This is a genomic window from Achromobacter spanius (genome assembly GCF_002812705.1).
GTDB lineage: Bacteria > Pseudomonadota > Gammaproteobacteria > Burkholderiales > Burkholderiaceae_B > Achromobacter > Achromobacter spanius.
On sequence record NZ_CP025030.1, the window covers coordinates 4,692,404 to 4,713,767 of the forward strand.

The 21,364-nt window shown below is 65.1% G+C and carries 18 protein-coding genes; 4 read left to right on the top strand and 14 right to left on the bottom strand.

Features of this window, described 5'->3' with window-relative positions; all coding sequences use genetic code 11:
• The first annotated feature begins 147 nt into the window (after positions 1-147).
• The gene (locus CVS48_RS21205; RefSeq protein ID WP_100857787.1) at positions 148-1,449 is read left to right on the top strand and encodes a UDP-N-acetylglucosamine 1-carboxyvinyltransferase; all 1,302 of its coding nucleotides are present in this window, start codon (positions 148-150) and stop codon (positions 1,447-1,449) included.
• Here the strand turns inward: CVS48_RS21205 and CVS48_RS21210 are convergent.
• From CVS48_RS21210 to CVS48_RS21270, 13 genes are all read right to left on the bottom strand, one after another.
• Positions 1,436-2,737 carry an acyl-CoA thioesterase/bile acid-CoA:amino acid N-acyltransferase family protein gene (locus CVS48_RS21210; RefSeq protein ID WP_100856165.1) on the bottom strand — a complete coding sequence of 434 codons (1,302 nt, stop codon included), beginning with the start codon at positions 2,735-2,737 and terminating at the stop codon, positions 1,436-1,438. The two genes, CVS48_RS21205 and CVS48_RS21210, sit on opposite strands and share 14 nt — an antisense overlap.
• 9 nt (positions 2,738-2,746) lie before the next feature.
• A complete protein-coding gene (locus CVS48_RS21215; RefSeq protein WP_100856166.1) occupies positions 2,747-3,775 on the bottom strand; it encodes a Bug family tripartite tricarboxylate transporter substrate binding protein in 1,029 nt (342 codons plus the stop codon).
• A gap of 179 nt (positions 3,776-3,954) precedes the next feature.
• Entirely contained in the window at positions 3,955-5,616 is a 1,662-nt protein-coding gene (locus tag CVS48_RS21220; protein ID WP_100856167.1) for a TRAP transporter large permease, read from the bottom strand.
• Between the two features lie 2 nt (positions 5,617-5,618).
• Entirely contained in the window at positions 5,619-6,281 is a 663-nt protein-coding gene (locus CVS48_RS21225) for a TRAP transporter small permease subunit (RefSeq protein WP_100856168.1), read from the bottom strand.
• A 122-nt stretch (positions 6,282-6,403) separates the two neighbouring features.
• Positions 6,404-7,498 (bottom strand): TRAP transporter substrate-binding protein, encoded by a 1,095-nt coding sequence (locus CVS48_RS21230; protein WP_100856169.1) that lies wholly within the window; start codon positions 7,496-7,498, stop codon positions 6,404-6,406.
• A gap of 320 nt (positions 7,499-7,818) precedes the next feature.
• A complete protein-coding gene (locus CVS48_RS21235; protein ID WP_100856170.1) occupies positions 7,819-8,406 on the bottom strand; it encodes a lipocalin family protein in 588 nt (195 codons plus the stop codon).
• Positions 8,407-8,458: 52 nt separating this feature from the next.
• Complete coding sequence (locus CVS48_RS21240; RefSeq protein ID WP_100857788.1) at positions 8,459-9,544, bottom strand: SAM-dependent methyltransferase; 1,086 nt, start codon at positions 9,542-9,544, stop codon at positions 8,459-8,461.
• Positions 9,544-10,359, bottom strand: coding sequence for a DUF1295 domain-containing protein (locus tag CVS48_RS21245; RefSeq protein WP_100856171.1), 816 nt, complete (start codon positions 10,357-10,359; stop codon positions 9,544-9,546). The genes CVS48_RS21240 and CVS48_RS21245 overlap by 1 nt, the downstream gene beginning before the upstream one ends.
• The gene (locus CVS48_RS21250; protein WP_100856172.1) at positions 10,356-11,684 is read right to left on the bottom strand and encodes an SAM-dependent methyltransferase; all 1,329 of its coding nucleotides are present in this window, start codon (positions 11,682-11,684) and stop codon (positions 10,356-10,358) included. Before CVS48_RS21250 ends, CVS48_RS21245 begins: the two co-directional genes overlap by 4 nt.
• Before the next feature lie 262 nt (positions 11,685-11,946).
• Positions 11,947-12,828 carry an alpha/beta hydrolase gene (locus CVS48_RS21255; RefSeq protein WP_100856173.1) on the bottom strand — a complete coding sequence of 294 codons (882 nt, stop codon included), beginning with the start codon at positions 12,826-12,828 and terminating at the stop codon, positions 11,947-11,949.
• 207 nt (positions 12,829-13,035) lie between these two features.
• Positions 13,036-13,593: a DUF1415 domain-containing protein gene (locus CVS48_RS21260; protein ID WP_100856174.1), complete on the bottom strand. Its 558-nt coding sequence runs from the start codon at positions 13,591-13,593 to the stop codon at positions 13,036-13,038.
• Entirely contained in the window at positions 13,590-15,059 is a 1,470-nt protein-coding gene (locus tag CVS48_RS21265) for a M20 family metallopeptidase (RefSeq protein WP_100856175.1), read from the bottom strand. Before CVS48_RS21265 ends, CVS48_RS21260 begins: the two co-directional genes overlap by 4 nt.
• A 146-nt stretch (positions 15,060-15,205) precedes the next feature.
• Complete coding sequence (locus CVS48_RS21270) at positions 15,206-16,123, bottom strand: LysR family transcriptional regulator (protein ID WP_100856176.1); 918 nt, start codon at positions 16,121-16,123, stop codon at positions 15,206-15,208.
• Between the two features lie 138 nt (positions 16,124-16,261).
• Here CVS48_RS21270 and CVS48_RS21275 point away from each other — a divergent pair, with 138 nt between their 5' ends.
• The gene (locus CVS48_RS21275; protein WP_100856177.1) at positions 16,262-17,215 is read left to right on the top strand and encodes an alpha/beta hydrolase; all 954 of its coding nucleotides are present in this window, start codon (positions 16,262-16,264) and stop codon (positions 17,213-17,215) included.
• 19 nt (positions 17,216-17,234) lie between these two features.
• Positions 17,235-18,218, top strand: a complete 984-nt coding sequence (locus CVS48_RS21280) for a Bug family tripartite tricarboxylate transporter substrate binding protein (RefSeq protein WP_100856178.1) — start codon at positions 17,235-17,237, stop codon at positions 18,216-18,218.
• 300 nt (positions 18,219-18,518) lie between these two features.
• Here CVS48_RS21280 and CVS48_RS21285 read toward each other — a convergent pair whose 3' ends face one another.
• On the bottom strand, positions 18,519-20,147 hold the full coding sequence (locus tag CVS48_RS21285) for a methyl-accepting chemotaxis protein (protein WP_100856179.1): 1,629 nt from the start codon (positions 20,145-20,147) through the stop codon (positions 18,519-18,521).
• A gap of 290 nt (positions 20,148-20,437) precedes the next feature.
• Between CVS48_RS21285 and CVS48_RS21290 the strand changes: the two genes are divergently transcribed.
• The gene (locus tag CVS48_RS21290) at positions 20,438-21,346 is read left to right on the top strand and encodes a LysR substrate-binding domain-containing protein (RefSeq protein WP_167401034.1); all 909 of its coding nucleotides are present in this window, start codon (positions 20,438-20,440) and stop codon (positions 21,344-21,346) included.
• Positions 21,347-21,364: the final 18 nt, after the last annotated feature.

Below are 21,364 nucleotides of genomic sequence, written 5' to 3' on the forward strand. Positions count from 1 at the left end.
GCCATTGTTACAGGGCCGGCCCTGCCCGGCGATGGCGTCACTTGCAGTTTGAAACGTTTCATCACCGGGCTGCCCGTCCCCGTCAGGCGACACAAGTACAATTCCGGCCACTTCCCGCTATCCGTACGCAACCCGTCCGCCTTCCCCATGTCCAGCCTCATCGTCCACGGTGGCACGCCCCTGCGCGGCCGCATCATTCCTTCGGCCAACAAGAATGCCGTGCTGCCCATTCTGTGCGCCACGCTCTTGACCGATCAGCCCTTGACGCTGCATGGCGTGCCGGACATTACCGATGTGCGCAAGATTCTCGACATCTTCCGCACGCTGGGCAGCGAGGTGAAGCTGGATGAGTCCACGCGCACGCTGAACCTGCATCACCGCAACACCACGTTCGACGCCACGCAGCACCGGCTGCCGGAAGAGATGCGCTCGTCGATCATGCTGGTGCCGCCGCTGTTGGCCCGCTTTGGGATCGCGCGGCTTGAGGACAACGTCAAGGGTTGCACACTGGGCGTGCGCGAGATTGATCCGCACGTGGACATCTTCCGCTCGTTCGGCGGTGAAGTGGAACGCGCCAGCGGATCTTTGCTGGTGCGCAGCAGCGGCACGTTGAAAGCCACGCATCACTGGCTGGATTACGCCTCGGTCACCACCACTGAAAACTTCGTGCTGTGCGCGGCGGCGGCTGTGGGGGAATCGTCATTGACCAATGCGGCGTCCGAGCCGCACGTGCAGGAATTCTGCCGCTTCATGGCGATGATGGGCGCCGATATTGATGGCATCGGCACGTCGCGCCTGACCGTGCGCGGCGGTGCGCGGCTGGGCGGCGGCGAATTCACCTTTGAAGAAGACTTCCACGAGATCACGACGTTCCTCGCGCTGGGCGCGATCACGGGTGGCGATGTCGTGGTGCGCAACCGCACGCCGGGCAATTTCCCGCTGATCGACCGCACGTTCGCCAAGTTCGGCGTGCAAATCGAACACAAGGATGGCTGGTCGCGGGCGCTGCGTTCAGGTCCGCTGAAGGTGCAGACGCCCTTCACCAGCAATGTGCTGACCAAGGTGGAAGCCGCGCCCTGGCCGTACTTTCCGGTGGACCTGCTGCCGATCTTCATTGCGCTGGGCGTGTGCGCCGAGGGCAATGCGATGTTCTGGAACAAGGTCTATGACGGCGCGCTGGGCTGGACGGGCGAGCTGACGAAGTTCGGCGCGCACGTGTTCTCGTCGGACCCGCACCGCGTGGTGACGTTCGGCGGCATGCCGCTGACGCCGGCCGTGGTGGAAAGCCCCTACATCATCCGCGTGGCGATCGCGCTGTTCATGGTGGCCAGCAGCATCAAGGGCCGCTCGGAAATCCGCAACGCGACGCCGATCCGCCGCGCGCATCCGCAGTTTGTGGAAAACCTGCGCAGCCTGGGCGTGCAGGTCGAATGGACTAGCGAGGAGTAAGGGCCGCCGCGCGGTTCAGGAATTCCAGCACCGCCAGATACGACCCCTCGTTGCCCGCCGCATTCGCGGCCGGCGTGCCGCCCGCGTCCAGCAGCAAGCCCGACATCGCATGCGGCTTGCTGATCAGCGTGGCGGGCAGATAGGGGTAATGCACGTGGTGCCCCGCCCCCATGCACACGTGATGAAACGTGGGCAGGCCGTGCGCCTGGCGCTGGCGCATCACCATTTCGGAATACGCGGTGCTGGGCCAGAAGCCGTCGTCGGACGCGCTGATCAGCATGATCGGGCCAGGATAGTTTTCCACCGGAATGCGCGCGCGCTCAACGGCCGCGGCATCGCGCGTGGCACTCAGGAAAGCGTGGGTTTGCCGATACGGCGGTTCAGACGCATAGGCCGCTTCCCAGTCGGCGCTGGCGTTGTCTTGCCACAGATGCGGCAAGGGTTCGCCATTCTTGGTCCATACCTGGGCGTCGCGGCCGGTGCCGGGTGACCCCGCGCTGACCACGCCATGCATGACGGGCGACGGCACGTAGGCGGCCACCGCGCTGACCAGTTCGGGATACTGCGAGGCCACCAGCAAGGAGGTCTCGCCGCCCCGGCTGATGCCCGACAAGGCCACGAAGCCATCGCGTGGCGCCAGCTCGGCGTGCGCCCAACGCAGCGCGTGTTCGAAGTATTCCAGCCGCATGTCGTTCAGGTACTTGGGCCGGCCGTCGTAGTTGAAGATGGCCAAGGCCAGGCACTGGAAGCCGCGCGCGGCGAACAGCGCTGCGCGTGGCGCGTTGACGCCACCCGAAGAGCCGTTCATATAGATCACCAAGGGATGCGGGCCGGGTCCAGCGGGCGTATAGAGCTCGCCCGACACGGTCATGCCGCCGACCTGCTCGCGCACCGCGCGGTGCGTGACGCCCTCTTCCAAAAATTCCTGCACCAGCTGCGCCGACGCGCTGTGCACGCCGTCCGTGGCCTCGATTTGAATTACCAAGGGCTCGGTGCGATCGGGCGGAAACACCACGCGGCTCATGTCTTCGCACACCATGGACCAAACGATGCCCATGGCCGCGGGTTCGGCGTAGCTGCCTGAAACGGGGCCGTCGCGGCCCAGGTCCAGGCTGCCGTCGTGGCCGGCCACGAATACGGCTTGCGAGCGCCACGGCGCGCCGCACATCTGCATGCTGGCGGTGACAGTGATGAAGGCGTACGCCGGAAAGCCGTCGATGCGAATGTCGCGGGCGACATCGATCAGGGCGAATTCCGGGGTGACGCTAATGCGGGGTTGGTCGGTCACGGGGTGTCCTCAGGCTTTCAGGTCGGTCTTGGGCACGCCGTTGGCCTTGATGACCTGGGCCCACATGGCGGATTCGTCGGCGATGACTTTGTCCAGGTCGGCCGATGAGGTGAATTCCACGGCCACGCCCTGCTCGGCGAATTGCTGAATCAGGCTGGGGTCGCGCGTGCCTTCGCGCACGGCGTTCTCCAGCACCGACACCACGTTCGCCGGCATGGCGGCCGGGCCGGAAATCATCATGCGCGTGTACAGCTCAAAGTCATCGACACCGGCCTCTTTCATGGTGGGCACGTCCGGCAGGCTGGTCAGGCGCTTGTCGGCGGTAACGGCCAGCGCCAGCAGCTTGCCCGACTTGATGTTGGGCAAGGCCGACGTGGGAAAGTCGAAGCTGCTTTGCACGGTGCCAGCCATCAGGTCCAGCAGCGCGGGGCCGCTGCCCTTGTAGGGCACGTCCTGGAATTGCGTGCCGGTCTTGGACTGGAAATGCAGCAGCGCCAGGTGGTTGATGACGCCGCGCCCTGCATGGGCGCAGGTGATGTCGCCGGGCTTTTTCTTGGCCAGCGCAATGAATTCCTGCACGTTCTTCACGCCCAGGTCGGGGTGCACGATCAGCAGCATGGGCGACTTGCCCATGGAACCCAGTTGCTTGAAATCAGACGGTTGGTAAGGCAGGTTGTTGTACAGCAAGGGATTCAAAATCATGCCGTTGGTGCCGGCAAAGCCCAGCGTATAGCCGTCCGGTTCGGCCCGCGCCACGGCCACGGTGGCGATGATGGCCTGCCCGCCCGGCCGGTTTTCCACCACGACGTTGTGCTTGAGCGTCTTGCCCATGCGTTCGGCCAGGGCGCGGGCGGCGATGTCGGTCAAGCCGCCCGGGGCAAAGCCCACCAGCAGGCGCACCGGCCGCGTTGGAAACGTGTTCTGCGCCCAGGCGGTGCGCGAGGTCAGCGCGGTCAGCGCAGTCACCGCACTAAGGGAAGTCAGGGACGCGGGCAGCGCGGCGAGCGCGCCCAGGGCATGGCGGCGGGACAATCTCATGGGGTTCTCCGGCAAGGCGCACAGGCCGCGCGCCGAACGGCGGCGGTCACCGTGCCGGTATTCTGTATTCGATCGCTTGTCGCCACCATTTAGGGAAATCCCCAAAGCACGCAAAAAAAAATGCCGGCATCGCTGCCGGCATTGCTTTCCTGCGTTTCCTGCGGTCCCTACAGGGCGTACTACTTGAAATCCGCCCCCGGGTCGTCACCGCCATAAGTGCTGGTGCCGTAGGACGTATCCACCTCGATCTTCACCTTGGTGGCGTCGACCTGGGCTTCGTCGCTCTTGTAGTGCATGACCAGGCCGGGGAACGCCAGCACCGCCGCCACCATGGCCAACTGGATGACGATGAACGGGATGGAGCCGCGGTAGATCTGGCCCGTGGTGACGGGTTCGATCATCTTGCCCGTGACCTTGTCCTTGTACCTGTCCTTGGGCGCGACCGATCTTAAGTAGAACAGCGCAAAGCCGAATGGCGGATGCATGAACGAGGTTTGCATGTTCACCGCCAGCAGCACGCCGAACCAGATCAGGTCGATGCCCAGCTTGTCGGCCACCGGGCCCAGCAGCGGCACGATGATGAACGCCAGTTCAAAGAAGTCCAGGAAGAAGGCCAGCACGAAGGTCAGCACGCTGACGGCGATCAGGAAGCCCATTTCGCCGCCGGGCAGGCTGACCAGCAGGTGTTCCACCCACAGGTCGCCGTTGACGCCACGGAAGGTCAGGCCGAACACCGTCGAGCCCACCAGGATGAACACCACGAAGGTGGACAGCTTGGTGGTGGTGTCCATGGCCTGCTTCATCAGCTTCAACGTCAGCCGGCCCCGGATCATGGCCATGAGGATGGCGCCCACGGCACCCATGGCGCCGCCTTCGGTGGGCGTAGCCACGCCGATGAAGATCGTGCCCAGCACCAGGAAGATCAGGAACAGCGGCGGGATCATCACGAAGGTGACGCGCTCGGCCAGGGCCGACAGCATGCCCATCTTGAAGATCTTGTTGGTGCCGGCAATGATGAAGGCGGTGAGGCCCCAGATCAGCAGCGACAGCACGATCTGCTCGTCCACCGGCGCCGTATCGGCTTCGATGTACTGGCCGACGAAGTACGCGGACAGCGCCGAGATCACCATCAGCACCAGCAGCGAACGCCCGCCGCGCGTGCCGTTGGCTTCGCGGAACGAACGCGCCTCTTCGGGCAGCGCGGGCGCCGAATCAGGCTTCAGGTACGACTTGATGATGACGAACGCCACATACGTGCCCGCCAGCAGGAAGCCGGGCACGATGGCGCCACGGTACATGTCGCCGATGGAACGGCCCAACTGGTCGGCCAGGATGATCAGCACGAGCGACGGCGGGATGATCTGCGACAGCGTGCCGGACGCGGCGATGATGCCGCTGGCCAGCCTGCGGTCGTAGCCGTAGCGCAGCATGATGGGCAAGGAAATCAGGCCCATCGAGATCACCGATGCCGACACCACGCCGGTGGTGGCCGCCAGCATGGCGCCCACGAACACCACGGCAATCGCCAGGCCGCCGCGCACGGTGCCGAACAATTGGCCGATGGTTTCCAGCAGGTCTTCGGCCATGCCGGACCTTTCCAGCACCAGCCCCATGAGGGTAAAGAATGGCACGGCTAGCAAGGTGTCGTTGGCGATGATGCCGAAGATGCGTTGCGGCAGCGCCTGGAACAGCGCCGCGTTCAAGAGGCCCAGTTCAATGCCGACCAGCGCGAAGAGGATGCCGTTGGCCGCCAGGGCGAAGGCCACGGGAAAGCCCATCAACAGGAACACCACCAGCGTGGCGAACATGATGGGGGCCATGTTTGCAGTCAAGAATTCCATGGTCAGCGTCCGTCCTGTCCGTTCTGGTCGCGAGCGCCGTTTGGCTTGCTCCCGCCTTGCGCCGCCAGGGCGCGTTCTTCGCGCAGGCGCGCCTCTTCGGCGATTTCCAGCGCCAGGGCTTCTTCAGCGGAAATTTCGGAGGGTCGCGCGCCGGGATCGGGGCACTTGCCCATCAGGAAACCCACGCACTTGATCAGGTGCGACAGGCCGGCCAGCACCAGCAAGGCGAAGCCGACCGGGATCAGCAGCTTCACGGGCCAGCGCACCAGGCCGCCGGTATTGGAGGACTGCTCGTTGGTCAGGTACGAATCCATGAACACCGGCCACGACAGGTAGGTGATGAGCAGGCAAGCGGGCATCAGGAAGAAGATGACGCCGAAGATGTCGATGTAGATCTGCTTGCGGCGCGACAGGCGCGACGACAGCACGTCCACGCGCACGTGTTCGTTGCGCAGCAGCGTGTAGCCGGCGGCCAAAAGGAAGATGGCGCCGAACAGGTACCACTGCAATTCCAGCCAGCCGTTGGAGCTGACCTGGAAGACCTTGCGCACAATGGCGTTGCCGGCGCTGACCACGACGACGACCAGCGTCAGCCACGTCACGCACCGGCCGACCACCGTGTTGATCGCATCGATCAAACGGGATAGGGCTAATAGGGCATTCATGTTGGATATCCGGACTGGCGCGGGGCTTGGCGCGCAGTCAATGTGCAACGAGAAGAGAGGAGAAAACCAGCAGGCGCGCGCGGATGCGGCACATCCACGCGCGCCGGCACAATCGGGGCGGCTTACTTGCCGCGGTTGATCGTGCCCATGTAGCTGTCATAGCTGCCTTCAGCCACGCGGAACCAGGGCAGTTCGTTGTCGCGGAAGTTCTTCATGCTTTCGTAGACCTTCTTGAACACCGGGTTCTTGGCGCCCATTTCGTCGTACAGCTTGACCGATTCCGCGAAGCACGCGTCCATGACGGGCTTGGGGAACGATTGCAGCTTGGCGCCCTGGGCGATCAGGCGGCGCAGCGCGGCGGGGTTCTCGGCGTCGTACTTGGCGATCATGTCGTTGGTCGCCGCGGCCGATGCCTGCGCCAGGATGGCCTGGTAGTGCTTGGGCAGCTTGTTGTAGGCGTCCTGGTTGACGTAGAGCGACACTTGCAGCGTGCCTTCCCACCAGCCCGGGTAGTAGTAGTGCGGGGCCACCTTGTTGAAGCCCAGCTTTTCATCATCGTAGGGGCCGATCCATTCGGCCGCGTCGATGGTGCCCTTTTCCAGCGCCGGGTAGATGTCGCCACCGGCAATCTGCTGCGGCACCACGCCCAGGCGCGACAACACGGCGCCCGCGAAGGCGCTGACGCGGAACTTCAGGCCCTTCAGGTCGTCCACCGTCTTGATTTCCTTGCGGAACCAGCCGCCCATCTGCGTGCCGGTATAGCCGCAGGGGAAGTTGACGATGTTGTAGGTCTTGAAGACGTCGCGCAGCAGCGACAGGCCGTCGCCGTGGCGCATCCAGGAATTCATCTGGCGGGTGTTCAGGCCGAACGGCACGGCGGCGTCAAAGCTCAGGACCGGGTCCTTGCCGTAGTAGTAGTACGACGCGCTGTGGCCGCATTCGATCGTGCCGTTTTGCACGCCATCCAGCACTTGCAGCGCCGGGACGATTTCGCCGGCCGGGAACACGCGGATGGAGAACTTGCCGCCGGTGGCTTCGGACACGTACTTGGCGACGCTTTCGCCGCCGGAATAGATGGCGTCGGCGCTACGGGGGAAGCTGGACGCCAGGCGCCAGTTCAGGGTGGGGGCCTCCTGGGCGATGACGGGCGCCGCCAGGGTGGCGCCGCCTGCTGCGGCCCCCAAGGTGGCTTTCTTCAAAAAGGAACGGCGTTGCATGCAAGTCTCCCAACTTGGATAAAGTTTTTTTTCCGGGTCCCGGGGCGAATTGGTGGAGCCCCCAGGCGCGATCCTGTGGGTAACAAATGGTCGCGCTCATGAATTTGGCTGCGATCTTATCGGCAAATGCCGCCCGGGGCGTAGCGGGAAAACCCTTGCCGTAAGCTTCGTGAAATCTTTCGTCTTCGTATAGCTGGTATGACCAGCGGCGGGCTTGATGGCGCGCACGGTCTTTCTGCACTGGTATGCGGGCCGGATCAGACGCGATACCGGCGCGCAGCGCTGAAATAAGCCGCCGCCGCTATATAACCAAAAAATATTTAGCGTGTTGCGCCGGCAGCATCTGGATACGTGCGCGGTTCGGGCCCCTGCTCGGGCCATTGCTGCGGCACGGGGCGCAATTCCGCGGTGTCATAGCCCAGTTCGCGCACCTTCTCCACCAGGCGAGCGTAGTCGGCCGGGGGCAAGCTGGGCGTGCGCGCCATGATCCAGACGTAGTCGCGCTTGCTGCGGCCGATGATGGTCTGTTGATAGTCGTCGTCCAGGTACGCAATGACGTATTCCGCCTGGATGGGCCAGATGAACTGCATGCCCCAGATGGCGTTGCCCGTGTCCGGCTCCACCGTGCCCACTGGCCGCATGGTTTTCACCTTGGCGTCGAAGCCGCCGTGGCGGTAGCGGAAGGTGGTCTGGATGCGGCCATCGGGCAGCAAGGCGTAGGACTCCACGGCGTTGTACGACTGGCGTTCGGGCCAGGTGGGAATGCCGGCGATCACATACCAATCGCCCATGAAGCGCTTGATGTCGACGTTGCTGACGGGAGGCATCGGCGGCGGGCTGCTGCACCCGGCCAGCGCGGCAAGCGCGGCCAACACGGTCAGCCCGGCAAAGCGTTTGGATTTCGGCATGGCGCCCTCCTCTCGGTCTGGTTGCATGGTTGGGTCCGGCCTTGGTCAGACCCTATTCCGGCCGCACGAAGCGGTAATGCGCCACCATCCACGCCTGCCCGTCCTGGTAGCCGAACAGTTCGGCGCAGGCCATCCAGAACATGCGCCAGCGCTGGAACCACAGGCCAGCAAGCGGCGCGCCATAGGCGTGTTCCAGCACCTGCATGATGTCTGCCCGCTTTTCGTCCTGGTTGGCCAGCCAGTGGTTGGCGGTGCGCTCGTAATGGCGGCCGTCGACCAGCCAGCGCGCCTGGATGCGCAAGTCCTGCTGGAACCACAGCAAGGTGTCCACCGACGGCATGATGCCGCCCGTGAAGAAATGCCGGCCCAGCCAATTGTCGGCGCCCTCGGTTTCAAAGGGGTACATCAGGCTGCGGTGCGCGAACAGGTGCACGAACAGCTTGCAGCCCGGGCGCAGCCACGAGCCGATACGCGCCAGCAGATCTTGGTAATTGCGCATGTGCTCGAACATTTCCACCGACACGCAGCGGTCGAACGCGGACGGCGGCAGTTCCAGCGTGTTGACGTCGCAAGTGATGACCTCGACGTTCAGCAGCCCCCGCGCGCGGCATTGCGCCTGGATGTGCTGCCGCTGCGAGGCGGAATTCGAGACCGCCGTAATGCGCGCCGAGGGATAGCGTTCGGCCATCCACAGCGTCAGGGATCCCCAGCCGCAGCCCAGTTCCAGAATGCGCTGGCCGTCCATCAGTTCGGCGCGCAGGCCGGTCAGTTCCAGCATGGCGGCTTCGGCCTGGTCCAGCGTTTCGCGGCCCGTGGGGTAGTAGCAGCCGGAATACTTCAACTGCCGGCCCAGGCACAGCTTGAAGAAGTCGGCCGGCAGCTCGTAGTGCTGGGTGTTGGCGGCGTCGGTGTGGATGGCGACGGGGCTGGTACGCAGCTCATCGATCAACTGCTGGTAGCGCCGCGCCTGGCCCGCGGGGCCGTCCGCCTGCTCCTCCCGTAGGCGCTGGGCGCACAAACGGCGGATGCCGTGGCGCATCAACGCGTCGGGCACCAGGCCGCGTTCGGCCAAGCCCAAGAGTCCAGGCGCCGGCCGGTCGGAAGCCAGGCGGGTATCACTGAGTGTTGCGGTCGTCATCATTCGCCCTTTGCATTGGCATGCGTTGAGCCCGCCGATTCCCGCTTGGGAAACCAGGGGAACAGCATCGGCGTGGTGCGCTGGTACTGGCGATAGTCGTCACCCCGGGTACGCAGCGCCTGCGCTTCGGTGTAGGGGATGCCGCTGATCCAGCGCAGGAAAATGAACATGGCAATGGGGCCCAGCCATGCCAGCCAGGCCAGACCGGCGCCCACGGCCAGCGCCACATAGCTGAACCAGTGCAGCCATTCAAAAAAGTAATTGGGATGCCGGGAATAACGCCACAGGCCCTGGCGGCAGGTGCGGCCACGGTTGGCCGGGTTGTCGCGGAAAGCGTCCAACTGCCGGTCGGCAATCGTTTCACCCGCCACGGCCACGAGCCACACCAGCAGGCCCAGCCATACCCACGGCGTCATGCGCGGCACGGGGTTGGAAGCGACCGCGATGAAGGGCAGCGACATGAAGACGACCAGCCCGGCTTGCGCCAGGAAGAACAGCGCAAACTTCCCCTGGTGCCCGTTCCAGTGCGCGCGCAAGGCGCGGTAGCGGCCGTCTTCCTCGCCATGGCGCACGCGCCGCCAGATATGCCACGCCAGCCGCCCGGCCCACACGCCGCCCAGCACGGCCAGCAACACGCGCGGGATGGCGGCGCCGGGGCCGGTCAGCGCCAGCAGCACGGCGGCCAGCGCCATGCCAGACGCCCACATCGCGTCCACAATGCCCGCGTTGTGATGGCGCCGCTGCCAGCGCCAGCCCACGGTCATCAGCACCACGGCCACCGCCGCCACCATCAGCGCCTGCATGCCGGGCGTCATGACGTAGCCCAGCGCGCCGTCGCGGGCATGGCGGCCGGCCGCGCCAGCAGCAGATGCGACACGCCGATGGCGCGTTCCCGAAAGCCGCCTTCGCAATACGCCAGATAGAACTCCCACAGGCGAATGAAGCGTTCGTCAAAACCCTGCGCGCGGACGGCGTCCAGGCGGGCCAAGAAGCGATGTCGCCATGCTTCCAAGGTGCGCGCATAAGACAGGCCGAAGTCTTCCAGGTGCACCAGGCTTAAATCGCTGGCGCGCGTCTTGGCTTGCAGCATGGCCTGGATGGACGGCATGAAGCTGCCGGGGAAGATATGCCGCTTGATGAAGTCCACCGCCTTCAGCGCCTGCGCGTAGCGATGGTCTTCAATGGTGATGGCCTGAATCAGCGCCATGCCGTCCGGCTTGAGCAGTTCGCCCACCTTGGCGAAGTACGCCGGCAGGTAGGCGGCGCCGATGGCCTCGATCATTTCAATGGACACCAGCTTGTCGAACTGGCCGTTCAGGTCGCGATAGTCTTGCAGCAGCGCGTCCACGCGGTATTGCAGGCCGGCGCGGCGGATGCGTTCGGTGGCCAGCGCGTGCTGTTCGCGCGAGATCGTGGTGGTGGTGACGTGGCAGCCATAGTGGCGCGCCGCGTGCAGCGCAAAGCCGCCCCAGCCGGTGCCGATCTCGACCACGCGCTGGCCGGGTCGCAGATCAAGCTTGCGGCAGATCACGTCCAGCTTGCGGGTTGAGGCCTGCTCCAGCGTGTCGTCCTCGCCCGCCCAGATGGCCGACGAATACATCATGTCGTCGGACAGGAACAGGCGGAAGAATTCATTGCCCAGGTCGTAGTGCGCGGCGATATTGCGCCGGCTGCCCGCGCGCGTGTTGCGGCGGCAGGCATGCAGCGCCCGCATCGCCATGCCGCCCAGCCGCGCCATGCCGCGTTCCATGCCGTCGAGCAGGTCGCGGTTGCGCACCAGCAGGCGGATCAGGCCGACAAGATCATTGCAGTGCCAGTGGCCGTCGCCATAGGATTCACCGCCGCCCACGCTGCCATGGCTGGCGATGGCGCGGTAGAACGCCGGGTCTTGCACCCGCAGCCGCAGGGGTCGGACGGCTGTTGCGCCCTGCTCGCCCGGTTCGACGTCGCCCAATTCGACGTTGCCCACTTCGACGCTGCCCATTGCGTCGTCGATCAGCAGCCGCCCGCCTTGCAATTGCCCCAGTTGGTCCAGCAGGCGCCGACGCAGCAGGCGTTCGGTCAGCGACAGGGCCTGCGCGGCCTCGGGCACGCAGGCATCGTTGAGCGCCAGGCGTTCGGAGTCGGAGGGGGATCTCATCAGTCTTCTCCCGGTTAGGCGAATTAAGCGCGCGGGATCCTATGGGCGTGGGAATTCCCGCTTGCGCGTGTGGATGACCTATATACGTAGACCCCGGCGAGTTGGATTCACCAGGGAAAACCCGTAGGTTCTTGCCGTGCCCGCGTGATCGATTCGCGTGCCCTACTTGCATGTCGTGCTCGCACGCCCTGCCTGCCCTACCTGCGTGCCCTACTCGCATGCGCGAATCGGATGCGCGACGCGATTGCGCTACTTCAACGCGCTACTTGTCCGATCGACGCTGCGCATCCGACGGATCCAAGACAAAACCCGCCAGATCGTCCAGCACCGGCGCACGCCATCGCAGCGGACGCGCCAGCGCCCCAGCCGGCAGCGCGTGCCCCAGGCCGTCGTAACGCACCAGCGTCACGGGCACGCGAGCGGCCTGCAAGGCGGCGGCCAGCCCTTCGGTATTGCGATGGGGGTCGACGGTGGTGTCGGCCATGCCCGCCATTAGCAAGGCGGGCGGCGCGTTGGGCGTGACGTGGGCAATGGGCTGGGAGTCGGGCGGCGTGCCCGGGAAATGGAACACGGGCTTCAGGCTGCTGGCCACGATGGGCAGGAAGTCGTAGGGGCCGGCCATGCCGATCCAGCCGCGCAGCATCGACGGCGACGCGCCATGGCGTTCCAGCCAGCGCGGGTCCAGCGCAACCATGGCGGCGTTGTAGCCACCCGCGCTATGACCGGCCACGAACACCCGGCCGGGGTCGCCGCCGTATTCGGCCACGTGTTGCAGCGTCCAGGCGACGGCGCGGGCGCAATCGTCCAGGAAGTCCGGGTAGGCCACGTCGGGGTATAGCCGGTAGTCAGCGATTACGGCCAGGATGCCGCGAGACGCCAGCGCGTCGCCCACAAACTTGTAGTCGGCGCGCGAGCCATTGCGCCAACTGCCGCCGTAGAAGAACACGACCACGGGCGGCTGCTGCACACCGGGTGGCGCGTAGATGTCCAGGCGCTGGCGAGGGTCGGCGCCATAGGCCACGTCCGCCACTACGCGGTTGGCGTTGTCGGGCACCGCACCGTTAAGCACGGCCAGCGGCGAACAGGCCGTCAGGGTCAGCAGCAGCAATGCCGCCAGCACGGCCACCGTGGCCGCGCTACGCATGGCGCGCCTGGGCAGAGAGGGAAACGAAGGGGAAAACGCAGAGTAAAAAACCGGGCACCGCCGTCTCCTGTCGCATCAAGGGTGGTTAACCCTCTATACGAAGCAGACGGCGAAATGGATGCCCTTGGATGGATGCCCCTGGATGGATGCCCTGGATGGACACCCTGAAGCGGACGCCCTGACGTGGACGCCCCTGGATCGGAACCCCTAAGCCTTGGTCATCAGCTTCTTCCAGCCTTCCAGGCCCAGCTTCTTCATCGTGTCGATGTTCTTTTCATAGATTTCCGAGGCGTCTGGAAACGACTCCACCGCGCGGTCGATGCTGTCTTCCCGCAGCAAATGCAAGATGGGGTACGGTGCGCGGTTCGTGTAGTTCTCGATATCGTCGGCCTGCGTGTCGGCAAACTGGAACTGCGGGTGGAACGTGGCCACCTGCAATTCGCCCACCAGCCGCATGCGCTTGAGCAGGCGGTCGGACAGTTCTTCGAAATCGTTGAAATCCAGGAAATCGTCCAGCGCGTCGGGAATGATCAACAAGGTGGTGTCGATCTTCTCGGGGTCGGCCTCGGCCAGCAGGGCAAGCTCGTCCTGCAAGTCGGTCAACACCCCTTCGGCGTCGGTGGCGTCGCTGACGGCAAAGCGGATCTGGTCCTTGACCTGAACCGCTTTGGCGAACGGGCAAAGATTCAGGCCGATCACGGCCTGAGTCAGCCAGTGGCGGGTTTCAGCCACCACATTGGCATAAGCATCGGAAGTCGAAATCATGCCGGCATGGCCGCCATGGTTTGCGCAACGGCCGCCGTCAGCTTTTTGCCGTAGGGCACGTGCAGGAATTCATTGGGGCCGTGCGCGTTGGACTTCGGGCCCAACACGCCGCACACCATGAATTGCGCCTTCGGGAAGCCCTTTTGCAGGATGCTCATCAGCGGAATCGTGCCGCCCTGGCCGATGTAGCCGCAAGGCTGGCCGTAGTACTGCTGCGACGCCGCGTCCAGCGCCTGGGTCAGCCACGGCACGGATGCCGGCGCGTTCCAGCCGGTGGCGGCGCCTTCGTTGGCCTTGAAGATGACCTTGGCGTTATAGGGCGCGTCGGCCTCCAGCAGTTCCTTGATTTCCTGCGAGGCGGCCACGGCGTCAATCAGCGGCGGCAGGCGCAGCGACAGCTTGAATGCCGTACGCGGGCGCAGCACGTTGCCGGCGCTGGACAACGGCGGCAGGCCTTCGGCGCCGGTCACCGACAAGGTCGGGCGCCACGTGCGGTTCAGCAGCGCCTCTTCGGGTTCGGTCGTCATCGGCAGCACGAAGCCGCCTTCGGCGCCGCAGCTCCAGGGGAAACGGCGCCACACTTCGTCGCCCAGAATGCGCGCGGTGGCGGTCACTTGTTCGACGCGGTCGGCGGGAATTTCGCAATGCAGGCTTTGCGGCAGCAAACGGCCGGTGGCGCTGTCTTCCAGGCGGTCCAGCAGATGGCGCAGGATGCGGAACGACGACGGCACCACGCCGCTGGAATCGCCCGAATGCACGCCTTCGTCCAGCACCTGCACTTCCAGCGTGCCAGCCACCATGCCGCGCAGCGAGGTCGTCATCCAAAGCTGGTCGTAGTTGCCGGCGCCCGAATCCAGGCACACCACCAGGGCGACGTTGCCCAGGCGGTCGCGCAGCGCGTCCACGTACGGCAGCAGGTCGTAGCTGCCCGATTCTTCACAGGTTTCCACGATGCCCACGCAACGCGGACGCGGGACGCCCTGCTTGTCCAGCGCCATGATGGCGGTCAGCGAGGCGTACACGGCATAGCCGTCGTCCGCGCCGCCACGGCCGTAGAGCTTGCCGTCTTCGTACTTCGGGGTCCAGGGGCCAAGACCTGCGCGCCAGCCCGAGAATTCCGGCTGCTTGTCCAGGTGGCCGTACAGCAGCACGGTGTCGCCGTTATCGCTGCGGGTGGCGGGCGCGTCAAAGAAGATGACGGGCGTGCGGCCCGGCAGACGCACCACTTCCAGCTTCAGGCCCGAGACCTTCTGCGCTTCGACCCAGGCGGCGGCATCGCGCACCACACGCTCGATGAACGCGTTCTTTTCCCAGTCGGCGTCAAACGCGGGGCTCTTGGCGGGGATGGCGATGTAGTCGGTCAGCGCGGGGATGATTTCGTTGTCCCACTTGTCATCCACAAAGGCCTGGAGGGCGTCGGGATCAAGGGTGGGCGGCAGTGCGTCGTCGGGGATACGGGCGTTCATGGCGCGGAATCCTGTAGGGGTGCGTGGGGGGTGCGGGATTTGGGTAATTCGGTATTTTATGCCTGCCGTCGACAGAGCGGGGCGAGTGGGATGCGCACGCGGGCAGCGCGCGATGCAGACCTAGGCCCAAACCCAGCCCGGACGGGTCAACGCGCCGCGTACGCCTCGATGCGCGCCCACACGTCTCGCGCCAGCGACTTGGCGTTGTCCACCGATTGATAGATGCGGATTTCCATGTGGATGTCGTTGCGGGCGCTGTCGGCGCGCACCAGCGTGCCGGCGCGCAAGTCGGCTTCTATCAGCGTGTGCGGCAACCATGCCAGGCCGAAGCCTTGGCGCGCCATCGCGTGCAGCGCGTCGGCCAGGTCCGACTCGTACATCGTCTGCAACTGCCCGATCAGGCACAGGCCGCGCAGCTTATCGTCCAGGATGCGGCCCAGCGACATGCTGTCGGCATACGCCAGGAACGGCACGGCGGGGTCGGAGGCCAGCTTGGGCACCGCGTAGCGGGGATGGCGGCCGCCCGGCGACACCGGCGCGCTGACGGCAACCAGTTTGTCGGCCCCCACCCGGCGCCAGCGGTAGCCGGGGTTGTCGATCTTGGCGTACAGCGGTTCGTGCGCGTGGCACAGCAAAAAATCCACCTCGCCCTCGGCCAGCATGTCCACGCCGAAATTCAAGGTGGTGGTGATCACCTTGAGCTGGAACGCGGGCATGCCCTGCTGCACGCGCGCCATGACGCCGGGCAGCACCGAATGCGCCAGGGTCTTGCCCGACGCGATGGTGATTTTCCGGTTGCGTTCCTGTTCGGGCTTTTGCAGCGCCTGGCGGGTGTCGCGCAGGATGTCCAGCACATCGATGGCGGCGGCCAGCATGTTGCGCCCCGCCGCGTTCAAGCTGGACACCTGATGCCCGCGCTCGACCAAGGGCACCCCGGCCCACTCCTCCAGCGCCTTGATGCGGCGTCCGAAAGCCGGATGGGTCACATTGCGCGCCTCGGCCGCCTGAAACATGTTGCGCGACTTGGACAGCGCAACGAAGTCCTCCAGCCATTTGGTGTCCATGGGGTCTCTTTCAGGGTCAAGGCGCGCCCGGATGGGCGGTTATGGGTCTGTGCCGATTCGGCACAGGGGCCGCTCATTTTGCACAAGGCTGATACATCTGGCAACTAACATTCCGGCATCGTTTTCTGGAAGGCGCCGATGTCCGACACCCCCGTCCTGCTCAAATCCATCCGCAGCCATTTCGTGGGCGGCGCCGAGGCCGTGGCGGGCGGCGTGCCGATGCAGCAAAAGCCAGTGGTGGGCAACGCCCCCCGCCTGATCGACATGAATGGCGGCTACAGCGTCGGCCAGCTGTATGTGCAGGAATACCGGCTGGCCCAGCCGCGCCACCCCTACCCCGTGCTGTTGTGGCATGGCGGCGGGATGACGGGCGCGCAATGGGAAAGCACGCCGGACGGCCGCCAAGGCTGGCTGTGGCGTCTGCTGCAAGCGGGCTACGACGTGTTCGTGTCCGATGCGCCCGAACGTGGGCGGGCGTCGTGGGCGATGTACCCGCAGGTGTATGACAGCGCCCCCATCTTCCGGTCCAAGGAAGAAGCCTGGCGCTTGTTCCGTATCGGCCCGGCCACGGGCTATGCCCCTGCCGGCCAGCCACGCCACGCCTATCCCGCGCAACAGTTCCCCGTCGACGCCTTCGACAGCTTCGCCAAGCAGTTCGTGCCGCGCTGGCTGACGCATGGCGAGATGGCGCTGGATGCCTACCGGCAACTGCTGGACCTGGCCGGCCCTTGCATCGTCATCGGCCACAGCCAGGGCGGCGGCTACGCCACGCTGCTGGCGCAGGAATACGCCAGCACGGTGCGCGCCGTGGTGGCGCTGGAACCCACCGGCACACCGGCCACGGCCCACGACGCCCTGCCCCCGCAGTTGCTGGTCTGGGGCGACCACTTTGGCGCGGACGACACCTGGCAGCGCTACCGCGCGCAGACGGACGCCTATTGGAACGCCCTGCGCGCGGCCGGACAGCACGCCGACGTGCTGGACCTGCCCGCCACCGGCATCGCCGGCAATTCCCATTTCTGCATGCTGGATCGCAATAGCGACCAGATCGCCGAATTGATCGTCGATTGGCTCAATCGCAGCCTCGACTAACCTTCGCCTGGAGACACAGATGACATTCAAGAAAACCACCATCGCCCTGGCGCTGCTGACCGGCGCCACGCTGGCCGCCGGCGCCGCGTCGGCGCAACAAGCCGCCTACCCCAACAAGCCCGTGCGCCTGATCGTGCCGTTTGCCCCGGGCGGCACCGCCGACATCATCGGCCGCGTGTTCGCGGCGCAATTGGGCACCGAGCTGGGCGCCACCGTGGTCGTTGAAAACAAGGCCGGCGCCGGCGGCTCGATCGGCACCCGCTACGTGGCGGATGCCGCGCCCGACGGCTACATCCTGCTGCTGGCCTCGTCCAGCACCCACGGCACCAATCCCGCGGTGTACAAGACGCTGACGTATGACGCCGTGCAGGACTTCACGCCGATCACGCAGTTGGTGACGGTGCCGGGCGTGCTGAGCGTCACCAAGGACTTCCCCGCCACCGATTTGAATGCGCTGATCGCAACGTCGAAGGCCAACCCCGACAAATACACCTACGCTTCGTCCGGCGCGGGCGGCCTGGGCAACCTGGCGATGGAATTGATGAAGTCGATGACGGGCGCCAAGCTGATGCACATTGCGTACCGTGGCGCGGGCCCCGCGTTCACCGATGTGATCAGCGGCCAGGTGTCGATGATCTGGGAACCCGTGCCCGCTTCGCTGCCGTATATCAAGAGTGGCCAGATCCGCCCCATCGCCATCGCGGCGGATGTGCGTTCGCCCGAATTGCCCGATACGCCCACATTCAAGGAAGCCGGCCTGCCGCGCTACGAAGCCAACGCCTGGAACGGCCTGCTGGCGCCCAAGGGCCTGCCGGACGACGTGAAGAAGGCGCTGCACGACGCCTCGGTCAAGGCCCTGAACGCACCCGAAGTCAAAGCCAAGTTGGCCAACCTGGGCGGCACGGTCGTGGCAGGCTCACCTGAAGCCTTCCAGGAAGTCATCGCCAGCGACGTGAAAAAATGGAAGCACGTCGCGGCGGACGCAAACATCCGCCTTGAGTAGGAGGGGTGAAGCGCGGGAAAGACGGCTGAAGAACCCAAACGTGGAACGCGCGCAACCCATCAAGCAGCGTTGATTGATCCATCATCCGGGCCATGTCATCACAGCCCGATGATGGGTTTCGCGCGATCGGCGTTTTCTTTCTTTTTGACGTCCGCGCGCGCTGCACCCATCCTACGAGTCATCCAGCGCGTCAGGATCGTAGGATGGGTGCAGCGCGCGAAAGCCAACAAAAGAACCCCATCGCAGATCGCGCAAACCCATCAAGCGCCCGTATCCGAGGCGCTTCATGAAGGGACCCGATCACCCCCCAATCATCACCGGATCCACACCCCGCCCCAACGCCGGCGCATCCGCATCAATCACCTGCCCGCCGGCCTGCAACTTGAACACCGCCACCGCCTCGCGCAAACTCTGCGCCTGCGCCTCCAATGACGCAGCCGACGCCGCGGCCTGCTCGACCAGCGCCGCGTTTTGCTGCGTCACGCTGTCCATCTGCGACACCGCCTGATTCACCTGCTGAATGCCCTGCGACTGCTCTTCCGACGCGCTGGAAATCTCGTTGATGATGTCCGTCACGCGGCGCACCGACGTCACGATTTCCTGCATCGTGGCACCCGCGGCTTCCACCTGATCCGACCCGATCGACACCTTCTGCACCGACTCGTCGATCAGCCCCTTGATCTCTTTGGCCGCCTGCCCGCTGCGTTGCGCCAGGGCGCGCACTTCGCTGGCCACCACGGCAAAGCCCTTGCCTTGCTCGCCGGCCCGCGCCGCTTCCACTGCCGCATTCAGCGCCAGGATGTTCGTCTGGAATGCAATCCCGTCGATCACGCCCACAATATCCGCGATGCGCTTGGAGCTATCCGCGATGCCGCGCATGGTGCCCACCACGTCGCCCACGGCCTTGCCGCCGCGCGTGGCCACTTCGGACGCCGCCGTCGCCAACTGCGAGGCACTGCGCGAGCTATCGGCGTTGTTCTTCACCGTGGACGACAGCTCGTCCATGCTGGCGGCGGTTTCTTCCAACGATGCCGCCTGCTGCTCGGTGCGCGATGACAGGTCGATGTTGCCCGCCGCGATTTCGCGCGAACCGGTGTGGATCTCTTCCACGCCCACACGCACGGCGGACACGGTGCGGCTCAAGCTGTCCTGCATGCGCTTGACGGCGGCGTACAGCACGCCAATCTCGTTGTTGCCACGTTGCTCGATGCGATTGCTCAAGTCGCCGCCGGCGATGCGGTCGAACAAGCGGCCCGCCTCGTGCAGCGGGCGGAACACGGACCGCGCAAAGATCGCGTACAGGCTCACCACCAACACCGCCACCACCACCAGCAGACAAATCAGCACGACGATCGCGCCGTTGATGCGCGTGGATGCATCGCGCGCCACGCGCTGGCCGACGTCATCGGCATAGTCCACGTAGCTCTTGATGGCCTGCGTGAACGCAGTGCCCAACGGCGTGACTTTCTCAAGGTTCAGCCGGCTGGCGTCTTGCGGCTTGCCCGCGCGAATCGCCGCCACCATCGGCGCGATCGCATCGCGCTGATAGACGTCGTAGGCAGCCAACGCGGCGTCGAACAGCGGCTTACCCTGTGCCGACGTCTCGGGCTGCTTGCGCGCCATCTCTATCAAATCAGACGCCCTTTTCGTATAGCCATCCAGACGCTGCATGCTGGTCAGGCTGTCGATGGACTTCCCTTCCAGCAGCGCGCTTTGCGCGGCCAACAACACCAGGCGGGCGCGCAGCAGTTCGGCGCCTGCGCCATCCACCGCGTTGGCGCGAACCAGGTTGGTGTCCAGCAGCACTTCGATGGACGTGCGGTTGGACGTCAGTTGCTGATGCACGGCTACGCCTGTCAGCAGGAAAAGCGCGAAGAAGACGCCCAGGGCGGTTGTCAGGATTGCGCGGATACTTAAATTCTTGAACATGAAAAGGCCACTCCGGGGGTTGCAGGACGCTCCCCCGGTTAACGGCATCTTGCAACGAAAAGTTAAATATCTCAGAGCGTTACAAAAGTTTGACAAGGCGCTTCAGGGCGCGAGGCTAATCGCCCCGCAAGGCCCGCCGTTGCTGGATGTGCGTGATCCGCAGCCCCCACTCCGCCCCACCCCTGCTTGCGGCCTTGAAAAGTATGAACTACGGTCGGTCGGCAATTCAGATGCGAGCAGCCGGGGACCTTTCAGTCAGATCGACTGAGCAATTACGGGGAGGCATCAAGATGAAGTTGCAGCAAGTGTTCGACTTTCTTGCCGTCACGCAACATGGCAGCGTGCACGCGGCAGCCCGGGCAACCGGGCAAACCCAACCAGCCTTAACCAAGTCCTTGCGGCGGCTTGAACGCACGCTGGGACTGCCGTTGTTCGACCGGCACGCCAAAGGCATGCGGCCCAACGACTACGGCAAACGCTTTCTACCCCACGCCCAACACCTGGTTCACGAAACCAAGCGCGCCCGCGACACCATGTCGCAAATGCGCGGTGAACGGCTGGGCACCGTGCAGTACGGCATCTCGGCGGCGGCATCCGTATTGCTGTCCACATCCGCCATCCACCGCTTCCGGCAGCACTACCCCGAGGTAGAACTCAGTTGCCGCAGCGGCCTCTATCACACCCTGACGCCGCTGCTGCGCGAAGGCCAACTGGATTTCGCCATTTGTTCGCTGAACGCGGACGACACCGATCCGCAGCTCAAGGCGCGCGTGCTGCTGACCAGCCCGTTGGTGATGGCCGCGCGTCGCGACCACCCCTTGGGGCAGGCGCGCAGCTTGCATGAACTACGCGAGGCGGTATTCGCGGTGGCGGGGCCGCCCGGCCAACCGGGCGCATCGGTCTACCCCGTGTTCAGCCAAGCGGGCCTGGGCACCCCACGGGTGGACATGCAGACGGATGGCTTGATCGACACGGCCGCGCTGGTGGCAAACAGCGACCGCATGGCCTTGTTGCCCACCGCGTTGATCACCACCGGCCTGTTGCGCGAGCAACTGGACATCGTGCCCATTGCCGAGCCTCTGCCCAGTTATGTGATTGGCCTGATTCAACGCACCGCGCAGCCTTTGACGCCGGCGGCGGAAGAACTGTCGACCCAGTTTGAACGCGAAGCCGCCGACCTGCGCACGGCTTCGCCTTGAGGGGCTAACTTACCGCCC

Excerpts from the sequence above, each read along its gene's own strand:
- CVS48_RS21205 (WP_100857787.1), top strand. The coding sequence starts at position 148 with ATGTCCAGCCTCATCGTCCACGGTGGCACGCCCCTGCGCGGCCGCATC.
- CVS48_RS21215 (WP_100856166.1), bottom strand. The coding sequence starts at position 3,775 with ATGAGATTGTCCCGCCGCCATGCCCTGGGCGCGCTCGCCGCGCTGCCC.
- CVS48_RS21220 (WP_100856167.1), bottom strand. The coding sequence starts at position 5,616 with ATGGAATTCTTGACTGCAAACATGGCCCCCATCATGTTCGCCACGCTG.
- CVS48_RS21225 (WP_100856168.1), bottom strand. The coding sequence starts at position 6,281 with ATGAATGCCCTATTAGCCCTATCCCGTTTGATCGATGCGATCAACACG.
- CVS48_RS21230 (WP_100856169.1), bottom strand. The coding sequence starts at position 7,498 with ATGCAACGCCGTTCCTTTTTGAAGAAAGCCACCTTGGGGGCCGCAGCA.
- CVS48_RS21235 (WP_100856170.1), bottom strand. The coding sequence starts at position 8,406 with ATGCCGAAATCCAAACGCTTTGCCGGGCTGACCGTGTTGGCCGCGCTT.
- CVS48_RS21240 (WP_100857788.1), bottom strand. The coding sequence starts at position 9,544 with ATGACGACCGCAACACTCAGTGATACCCGCCTGGCTTCCGACCGGCCG.
- CVS48_RS21245 (WP_100856171.1), bottom strand. The coding sequence starts at position 10,359 with ATGACGCCCGGCATGCAGGCGCTGATGGTGGCGGCGGTGGCCGTGGTG.
- CVS48_RS21250 (WP_100856172.1), bottom strand. The coding sequence starts at position 11,684 with ATGAGATCCCCCTCCGACTCCGAACGCCTGGCGCTCAACGATGCCTGC.
- CVS48_RS21255 (WP_100856173.1), bottom strand. The coding sequence starts at position 12,828 with ATGCGTAGCGCGGCCACGGTGGCCGTGCTGGCGGCATTGCTGCTGCTG.
- CVS48_RS21260 (WP_100856174.1), bottom strand. The coding sequence starts at position 13,593 with ATGATTTCGACTTCCGATGCTTATGCCAATGTGGTGGCTGAAACCCGC.
- CVS48_RS21265 (WP_100856175.1), bottom strand. The coding sequence starts at position 15,059 with ATGAACGCCCGTATCCCCGACGACGCACTGCCGCCCACCCTTGATCCC.
- CVS48_RS21270 (WP_100856176.1), bottom strand. The coding sequence starts at position 16,123 with ATGGACACCAAATGGCTGGAGGACTTCGTTGCGCTGTCCAAGTCGCGC.
- CVS48_RS21275 (WP_100856177.1), top strand. The coding sequence starts at position 16,262 with ATGTCCGACACCCCCGTCCTGCTCAAATCCATCCGCAGCCATTTCGTG.
- CVS48_RS21280 (WP_100856178.1), top strand. The coding sequence starts at position 17,235 with ATGACATTCAAGAAAACCACCATCGCCCTGGCGCTGCTGACCGGCGCC.
- CVS48_RS21285 (WP_100856179.1), bottom strand. The coding sequence starts at position 20,147 with ATGTTCAAGAATTTAAGTATCCGCGCAATCCTGACAACCGCCCTGGGC.
- CVS48_RS21290 (WP_167401034.1), top strand. The coding sequence starts at position 20,438 with ATGAAGTTGCAGCAAGTGTTCGACTTTCTTGCCGTCACGCAACATGGC.